This is a genomic window from Oribacterium sp. FC2011, from assembly GCF_000701645.1.
In the GTDB taxonomy this organism is placed as follows: domain Bacteria; phylum Bacillota; class Clostridia; order Lachnospirales; family Lachnospiraceae; genus Oribacterium.
Map to the genome: position 1 here is coordinate 1 of NZ_JNJM01000043.1, position 8,640 is coordinate 8,640.

General features: G+C 43.0%; 8 protein-coding genes and 1 pseudogene. All 9 read left to right on the plus strand.

The window, feature by feature from the left end:
- The first annotated feature begins 29 nt into the window (after positions 1–29).
- Positions 30–395, plus strand: coding sequence for an ACT domain-containing protein (locus T357_RS0117820; RefSeq protein ID WP_031555559.1), 366 nt, complete (start codon positions 30–32; stop codon positions 393–395).
- 484 nt (positions 396–879) lie between these two features.
- Positions 880–3,462, plus strand: a complete 2,583-nt coding sequence (locus T357_RS0117825; protein ID WP_049962550.1) for a putative bifunctional diguanylate cyclase/phosphodiesterase — start codon at positions 880–882, stop codon at positions 3,460–3,462.
- Positions 3,463–4,060: 598 nt separating this feature from the next.
- Positions 4,061–4,378, plus strand: coding sequence for a hypothetical protein (locus T357_RS22385; RefSeq protein ID WP_442944870.1), 318 nt, complete (start codon positions 4,061–4,063; stop codon positions 4,376–4,378).
- Positions 4,294–4,470, plus strand: coding sequence for a hypothetical protein (locus tag T357_RS0117830; RefSeq protein ID WP_031555563.1), 177 nt, complete (start codon positions 4,294–4,296; stop codon positions 4,468–4,470). Before T357_RS22385 ends, T357_RS0117830 begins: the two co-directional genes overlap by 85 nt.
- A gap of 64 nt (positions 4,471–4,534) precedes the next feature.
- Entirely contained in the window at positions 4,535–5,365 is an 831-nt protein-coding gene (locus tag T357_RS0117835) for a helix-turn-helix domain-containing protein (RefSeq protein WP_081828249.1), read from the plus strand.
- A gap of 253 nt (positions 5,366–5,618) precedes the next feature.
- Positions 5,619–7,553, plus strand: a complete 1,935-nt coding sequence (locus T357_RS0117840; protein WP_031555570.1) for an oxidoreductase — start codon at positions 5,619–5,621, stop codon at positions 7,551–7,553.
- Between the two features lie 144 nt (positions 7,554–7,697).
- Positions 7,698–8,051: pseudogene (locus T357_RS0117845) on the plus strand (protein-ADP-ribose hydrolase); the annotation flags it as partial.
- Between the two features lie 167 nt (positions 8,052–8,218).
- Positions 8,219–8,374, plus strand: a complete 156-nt coding sequence (locus T357_RS21325; protein WP_155991560.1) for a hypothetical protein — start codon at positions 8,219–8,221, stop codon at positions 8,372–8,374.
- Positions 8,375–8,383: 9 nt separating this feature from the next.
- Entirely contained in the window at positions 8,384–8,515 is a 132-nt protein-coding gene (locus T357_RS22390) for a helix-turn-helix domain-containing protein (RefSeq protein ID WP_442944871.1), read from the plus strand.
- Positions 8,516–8,640 lie beyond the last annotated feature (125 nt).

An 8,640-nucleotide genomic window follows, 5' to 3' on the forward strand; every position in this document is an offset into this window, starting at 1 on the left:
AATCGGTATTTGTGAGGAGGATAATCTAAATGGAATTGAAAAGGCTCAATTATAAATTTACTGTCTGTAAAGTGACAGAAGCATTGGATATAAACATGGAGTCTGATTTCTATTTTATCGGGAAGACAGATGAAGAATTGTCGTTGGTGTGTAAAACGGAGGATACGCCACAAAACACGGTCGAGCGTGATGATGGCTGGAGAGGATTCCGCATTCAGGGTATCCTCGATTTTTCACTGATTGGTATTCTGTCAAAGTTATCAGGCATCCTTGCGGATCATAAAATTGGCATCTTCGCGGTATCAACATACAACACAGATTATATTCTTGTGAAAGAAGAAAACTATGAACGAGCCTTGACTATTTTAGCTTCTGAAGGATATACAGTAGTATAAATTCAAATTAAGCAAACCTCTATCCTAAATGAGATAGAGGTTTGCTTAATTTGAAATAAACCATTTATCTACCACTTATGACATATTTTACTGTAAAAACAAACAAAACTATTACAATATTGTATAGGTGTATATTACTGTTTTGTAGATTTTATTTAAAATGAACAAAGCCTTACAGAACCAGTAATAGCAGGGATTTTTGGGGCAAAATTATTTTGGTTTATAATTTTTGGTTTATTTTTTTGACGAAAAATCCAAAAAATGAACAAAACCCTATCTTGTTCAAATAACATTGCAATATGGGAAAAGGTCACTAATAAATCGAAATGATTAGGGACCTGTCGTTTTTATGTGGTTATGTCAAACAAACGGTTTGCTGTTGTATAATGGAAGTAAAGGAAACAAATAGCCATAAATCTTAACCGAACGTAAATCAACATGGAAGATTATTATGTCGTATTGATTGGGCTCAGGAGGATTAAACATGAATTTCCCAGCGAGATTTTATTTTGATAAAAGAACACAAGAAATACTGGAAAGTCTTACCATCCCGTTTGCGGTTTATCAATATATTGATAAACGGGTGGTGACAGTTGCGCTCTCAAAAGGATTCTGCGATGAATTTGGATTCAAATGTTTAGAAGACGCATATGCAGCCATGGATAATGATATGTATCGCGCCACCCATCCTGATGATAAGACCAGGGTTGCAGATGCTGCTTATCGTTTTGCCGCTTTTGATATTCCGTATGACATTGTATATCGTACCCGCACTTTAAAAGATCCAGACTATATCATCCTGCATGCATATGGAAAGAGCATCTATCCGAAACCGGATGTGCGCTTATGTCTGACCTGGTATGCCAACGAGGGACATTTCTCAAATGAACAGGGGAGTTATGAAAGTGTCCTCAACCAGACCTTAAGACATTTTCTTGAGGAAGACAATCAGTATCGTGGTGCCTACTATGATTATATGACGAGACTTCCAAATACGGTTTATTTCTATGAACTGGCTGAAGCGGGCTGTAAAAAGATGCAGGAACAAAATATCGATTCTGCGATACTATTTTTTGATCTGACCGGCTTAAAGCATTTTAACCGCTGGCATGGATTTGAAGAGGGTAATCGTTTGATCTGTGCTGTGGCAGATATTCTTGCCAAGCATTTTAGCAGCGAAAGCTGTGGCCGTTTTGCCCAGGATCATTTTGCCGCATTTGCTCCCGAAAAGGGGTTGAAAGAGCATCTTGATGTGATAATTGCAGAGTGTGCAAAAGCTAACGATGGAAAAAACCTTCCTCTTCGCATAGGTATTTATCCGAACCGTATCGAATCGGTACAAATCAGTATGGCCTGTGATCGTGCCCGTATGGCAGCTAATGTCCGAAGAAAGAACAATGAATCCTACTATGCGTTTTTTGACCTGGATATGATGTCTGAGGAGAAAAAACGCCAGAGTATCATAGACAATATTGATAAAGCCATCGAAGAAAAATGGATCAAAGTGTATTATCAGCCAATCGTCCGAACAACCAACGGCAAGGTTTGCAGTGTTGAGGCACTGGCACGATGGGATGACCCGGTGCTGGGGATGTTATCGCCCGCAGCATTTATTCCGGTTCTTGAGGATACCGGTCTGATCCATAAACTGGATATGTGTGTGGTGAGACAGGTTCTGGAAAATCTGAAATCAAATGAGAAGCTCCATAATCATCATGTTCCTGTTTCTATCAATTTTTCCCGTGCAGATTTTGAAGCCTGCGATCTTGTGAAGGAGATCTGTACGCTTGTGGATGAGGCTCATATTGACCGGAAGCTGATTAATATCGAAATTACTGAAAGCATGGTGGGCAGTGACTTCGATTATATGAAGGGACAGATAGAGCGTTTCCGCTCACAGGGATTTCAGGTATGGATGGATGATTTCGGAAGTGGCTATTCCTCGCTTGAAGTCCTCCAGAGCATAAAGTTCGACCTTATCAAATTTGACATGGGTTTTATGAGAAGGCTTGATGATGGAGAAGAAGGAAAAATAATACTGAAAGAGATGATGAAGATGGCGACAGCTCTTGGAATTGATACGATCTGTGAAGGCGTTGAAACAGAGAGTCAGGTTCGCTTTCTTCAGGAAATTGCCTGCTCAAAACTACAGGGATACTATTTTATGAAGCCGGTTCCACCTGAACAGATAGTTAAAAAGTATACTGTGGAAATACAAAACGGGTTCGAAGATCCTGATCAATCCGAATACTATGAAACAGTGGGAAGAGTTAATCTCTTTGATCTTTCTTTCCTTTCCAACATGGATGAAAGTGTCATAAAGAATACCTTTGATACAGTGCCTATTGGCATTATGGAAGTAAACAGAAACGGTGAAAAAACACGGTATATCCGCAGCAATCAGGCCTATAAGGTATTCATGAAACGTGCTTTTGGGCATGATCTGTCAGATCCGGAAAAGGAATATTTGGTTCCGAAGGAAGGACCCGGATCTTCGTTTATGAAGGCTGTTGAGCAGTGTAGGAATAATGGAAATCGAGCATTTGTATATGAAGTAATGAAAGACGGTTCAAGAGTCCATTCATTTGTAAGAATAATAGCAGAGAACAGCATTACAGGAGTGGAAGCGGTTGCTATTGGTGTACTTTCCATCACAGAGCCTGATGAAAACACCACTTATGAAGACATAGCCATGGCACTTGCGGCTGACTATTATAATCTATTCGTGATAGACCTGGATACAAACGACTACACAGAGTATTCTTCAAAGGTTGGCGGCGAGGAAATGTCAATAGTACGTCATGGCAGGGAATTCTTTGAGTCTGCCAAACGGGATACAATGACTCGAATTTATGAGGAGGACAGGGAGCCATTTCTTAAACTATTCACCAAAGAAAATGTTATCCATGATTTAGATGCCCAGGGTGTTTTTACGACCACATACCGGCTTATTGATACAGGGACACCGGTATACGTCAATATGAAGATGACAAGGTTGAGGGGAGGAAATCGCATAATTTTGGGTATCAGCATTATTGACTCTCATATGAAACAGAAAGAATCATAATATTTTTAGGCAGCTAATATGGTTTTGTAGATTTTATGTAACATGAACGAAACTCTATAAAGCCATTAGTCATAAGGGTCTATGGGTTAAAATTTAAATGTTCATTATTTTTTGGTTTTAATTTTTTGACGAAAAATCCAAAAAATGAACAAAACCCTATCTTGTTCAAATAACATTGCAATATGGGAAACAGGGGAGAGTTTGAAATTTTTTCTGTAAATATGGGTATTTTATGATAATTTAGATTTATGAGGGAGCAATCAGACTGGTTGCTTCCTTTTTCTGACTATATATTTATTAAAGATATAAGTCAATATCAGTTTGTGATTGTACCAAGGATTGTTGTATGATTATTTGCATATGTAATCGATAAATCGAAGTGTTTTAGCTCTTTCAGATTGACCGTTTTCTGCTTCTATTGATTGTCCGTGAACTGCTCTGTATACTGTCTTTCATAAAAATAGAAAGAGGTCCCAGAGCACCCTCCCTGGAAAGTCGTGTACTCTGAGACCAGTGGTATAAACCATGTTTATGGTAACAGAGTATACCTGTTCAGGGCAACATATTTTTACCTGACGGCAGTGAATACCTTTGTCCCGTGTGCAAAGAAGGTACTCTCATCTTCCGGGATTACTGTAAGCGGATAGTCCGTCATGATGACGGCGAACGTGAAACCTTCTTTATTCCGCGGCATAAATGCAGTAACCCCAGATTCATTCTGCAACAGGCAGTCTTTGCCAGGAACAAAATAGTGAATTACCCGATCCAAGCTAGTATAATAAACATAACAAAACCCCAATTAAATCAATTTAGAAAGACGAGGGAAATAATATGCAGACATGGTATTACGAAGTCGTTAGCATTGATGGCGATTATGCAAATCTCCGCCGAATTGACATACCTTCCGATGATTTAAAACTGGTCGCCAGGGCGTTGCTGCCGGCAGGAATATATGTTGGATGCAAGCTGAAATATGAGATGTTCCAGTACGAATTGATGGAGCAGTAAGACGACCGACCTCTGGGTTAGTTTTTTACGTAGGCGGTGGGTAGTTCACCGTGTGAGGAATACCATGAATATGTCAAAAAGAACCAACGCCGTTGATTCATATTCCATTGGGGAAGTATCGACGCTATTAAGTATCTCGAGGGATATGATTCGCTATTATGAAAAACAAGGAGCGATCCGGGCGAGCAGAGGAGCAGAGAATAACTATAGGAGATACGATTCAATGGAAGTTTTCTGGCTTTTGGAAGCAATGCAGCATAAAAGCTGGGGGATTCCTATCAGTGAAATTTCCGGGATACGCAATCACGAATATACTATTAACACGGAACAATTTCTGGGTGAGGAAGTCAAAAGGATCAGGGCGGATACACAATATCGGGAACTATTGGCGCAGCGGTTGGAACAGCTTCAGATGAATATGCTGCTGAGTACCAAAAACATTGGATGTTTCTGGGTAGAGAGTATCCCTTCTGCATACTATTGCCATCTTGTTACAGGCCGCGGAGACGAGTACGAGCGAATAAATTTGTCAGAAAAGAGCAGTTCTTTTGTTTTTGACGATCAGCATTTGCCTTTCATTGACAGCGGACTTCAAGTCGAAGATGACCGGGTGGAATGGGAAATGGGCATACAGGAGAAATATGTCAGATCTTTGGGACTGGAGATACCCGAAGATTTTACAAAGATCTCCGGAGGTTTATGCCTGTGTACGCACATTGACATTGGTGAAATCGGCAGCTATAACCAGGAGGTCTTTCATGTTTTGCCGGAATACGCCGCTGAACATGGATTTAATGTACCAGACGGGGCCAAGATCAGAGGCGTCATATTGGGAAGAGGGTATGAGAACGGAGAGTTTCGCCGGATCGTGAAGATACATCTTCCAATCTTGTAAGAACCAAAAAAGCAAGAACGAAAAATCTTGGAACTCCTCCAAGGTTTTATGAACACCGTTTGCCCTAGACAGTACCGTTTTTTATATAAAAGAGAAGAGAACAGAGGGATCATCGAGCTGTACGGAAGAATCGGCATCAGCAGATTTACCTAAAGTCTCTTCTCTTTTTTGGCATTGACACTGGAATCGTACTATTCGTTATTATTTTCACATAGACAACCACCTTTCCAAAAACACAAGGAGGAAAACGAAAATGATGACGGAACTTTTTACACCTGCCAAAATAGGTAACTGCGAAATCCCCAACAGGCTGATCGTGCCCGCAATGGTCATGAACCTGTGCACAGAAGACGGAATGATCACAGAACGGTATATCAAGTATATCGAAGAGAAAGCCAAAGGCGGCTGGGGCATGATCATCACAGAAGACTATGCAGTAAATGTGAACGCGAAGGGCTATAAGTTCATTCCGGGCCTTTACAACGACGAGCAGATTGAAGGCAACAAAAAGCTCACGGAAGCAGTCCACAAATATGAATCCAAAATCTTTTGCCAGATGTATCATCCCGGACGCCAGTCCAAACATGATGTAAACGGAAACGTACAGCCGGTAGCGCCTTCTGCAATTAAGGACCCCTTCTGCATGGATCTTCCCCGTGAGATCACAGTAGAGGAGATCCACCAGATTGTGAAGGACTTCGGATCCACTGCCAAAAGAGTGAAAGAGGCAGGCTTTGACGGAATTGAGATCCACGCTGCGCACGGCTACCTGATCTCCGAATTCCTCTCTCCTTTCACAAACAAGAGAGTAGATGAGTACGGCGGATGTTTCGAGAACAGGACCCGCATCCTGGATGAGATCTATGCCTGCATCCGCGAGAACGTCGGCAAGGATTTCCCGGTTCAGGTCAGAGTTTCAGCCAACGAGTACCTTCTAGGCGGCCGCACCGAGGCTGATACCTTTGAACTTGTCCGCCATCTGGATGAGCTGGGCGTTGACGCAATCCATGTTTCCAACGGTATGTATGCTTCTCCTGTCATTCGCCAGATCATCGCGCCGATGTACACGGAGCACGCCTTTAATATGAATACTGCGGAAATGGTCAGAAAACTGGTATCCTGCCCTGTCATCGTCACGAACCGCATCAACTCCCCCAAGATGGCTGATACTATTTTGAAGATGGGCAAAGCAGATTTCATCGGCATGGGCCGCGGATCTCTGGCAGATCCTTATCTCCCCGCCAAGGCGAAAGCAGGCCAGTTCGAGAACATCCGCTACTGCATCGGATGTCTCCAGGGCTGTGAAGCAGGCCTTTTGGCCGGAACCTGTGCGACCTGTCTGGTCAACCCTCGTGTCGGCCGCGAGTATGAGAATGCAATGGAAAAGACCGGTAATCCGAAGAAGGTCATGATCATAGGCGGCGGTCCTGCCGGCCTCATCGCAGCGGAGACTGCAGCGAAGATCGGACATAATGTTACCGTATACGAAGCAGGATCATGGCTCGGCGGCCAGTTCCGCAGCGCCGCATTCCCGCCCGGAAAAGGCGAGCTCTCCACTTTCGTATCTTCACTGCGCAAGAGTCTCAATGATCTGAAGGTTCCGGTCAATATGGGAGTAGAGGTCACTGAGGAAATGATCCGTGACGAGAAGCCGGATGCAGTCATTGTTGCAACAGGCGCGAAGCCGCTTACACCTCCGATCAAGGGAATGGACGGCAGCAATGTCGTGAATGCGGAAGACGTACTCTTAGGTAAGAAAGATGTCAAGGCCGGTCCGGTCGTCGTCTGCGGCGGCGGCGAAGTTGGCGGAGAGACAGCGCACTTCCTGACCCAGTCCTGCCAGGACATCACACTGATCGAGATGCGCGATGACATCCTGGTTGATATGTTCCCGCTGATGAAGATGCAGCTGATGGAGTACATCAGAGACGCAGGCATCAAAGTATTGACCGGTGCAAAGGTCGCAGAGATCACGGAAGACAGTGTAAGCTACACAGATTCCAAGGGAACTCTCCACAGTGTACCTGCTTCGACTGTAGTATCTGCATTCGGATATAAGGCATACAATCCGCTTGAGGAAGCGGCAAAGAAATACTGTGACAATGTCAAAGTTGTTGGATGTGCTGTAAAAGCCGGCAACGCGCTGGTTGCTGTCAGAGAAGGTTATGAGGCCGCATTGGCTTTATAATATACCGTCATCATATGAAAAGCCCGGGGTCCGACCTCGGGCTTTTTGACCTCTGTGGTAATTTGTCCACATCTGTGGACAAATTACCACAGAGGTCGTTTCAATTGGTATAATAAATATGACTATTCCTGGAGGAAATCCCAAATGACACAAAACGAACGATTAGATTACCTTGTAGAAGAGTTCAAAACCGATTCTGTCCGGTACAAGGATCTGACAACGCCCTCTGATACAGAAGGGAAAAGGCAGCTCCTCCGTTCCCTAATGAACATCCGCATGCCCGGAGAGATGGACGAAAGAGTCCTGGAGATACAGGATGACTATCTGCAGGAGAGGATCCGGAAAAACGGAATCGTAGAGTTCAGCGACATTCCGGAGATCCGGAATGGGATCTCGATCTGGCAGGGCGATATCACAAGGCTCGCCGTGGACGCCATTGTCAACGCCGCGAATTCCCAGATGTTGGGCTGCTTCATCCCGATGCATACCTGTATTGATAAAGAGGCACCTACCTCAATCACACAGGCATACAACAAAAGAATGGCAAGGTGCTCGTAAACATTGCTATGCCTATACCGAAGCCTTCTGATGAAGCGGAACCAGGGGATATTCTCCGGTTCTATAGAGAGCAGTAAGGCATAAGTCAGGAAGATCTAGGAAAAGTAGTGGGTATTACGAACTGGGGAATTGTGAATATTGAAAAAGGTTTTAATCCGATTTATTACAAGGACGCAGTTGCTTTTGGAAAAACGCTTGGAATAGACCCAGATGTATTACTAAATGAGTATACAATGTTTTGTAAACCCGGATATGGAAAATGAATTAAAACAATAAGGAACTTATATGGTGTTTCTCAGTATGATTTTGCTGAAATGCTTGGTGCTGACAGGAGCACAGTTTCCGTATGGGAAGCTGAAGTAGAAGAACATCATCCAAATCCTGAGAATTATTTAAGATTATAGGTGTATATTACTGTTTTGTAGATTTTATTTAAAATGAACAAAACCCTATCTTGTTCAAATAACATTGCAATATGGGAAACAGGGGAGAGTTTGAAATTTTTTCTGTAAATATGGGTATTCTATGA

Bases quoted from the DNA above. Each gene is read 5' to 3' on its own strand.
- T357_RS0117820 (WP_031555559.1), top strand. From the start codon at position 30: ATGGAATTGAAAAGGCTCAATTATAAATTTACTGTCTGTAAAGTGACA.
- T357_RS0117825 (WP_049962550.1), top strand. From the start codon at position 880: ATGAATTTCCCAGCGAGATTTTATTTTGATAAAAGAACACAAGAAATA.
- T357_RS0117830 (WP_031555563.1), top strand. From the start codon at position 4,294: ATGCAGACATGGTATTACGAAGTCGTTAGCATTGATGGCGATTATGCA.
- T357_RS0117835 (WP_081828249.1), top strand. From the start codon at position 4,535: ATGAATATGTCAAAAAGAACCAACGCCGTTGATTCATATTCCATTGGG.
- T357_RS0117840 (WP_031555570.1), top strand. From the start codon at position 5,619: ATGATGACGGAACTTTTTACACCTGCCAAAATAGGTAACTGCGAAATC.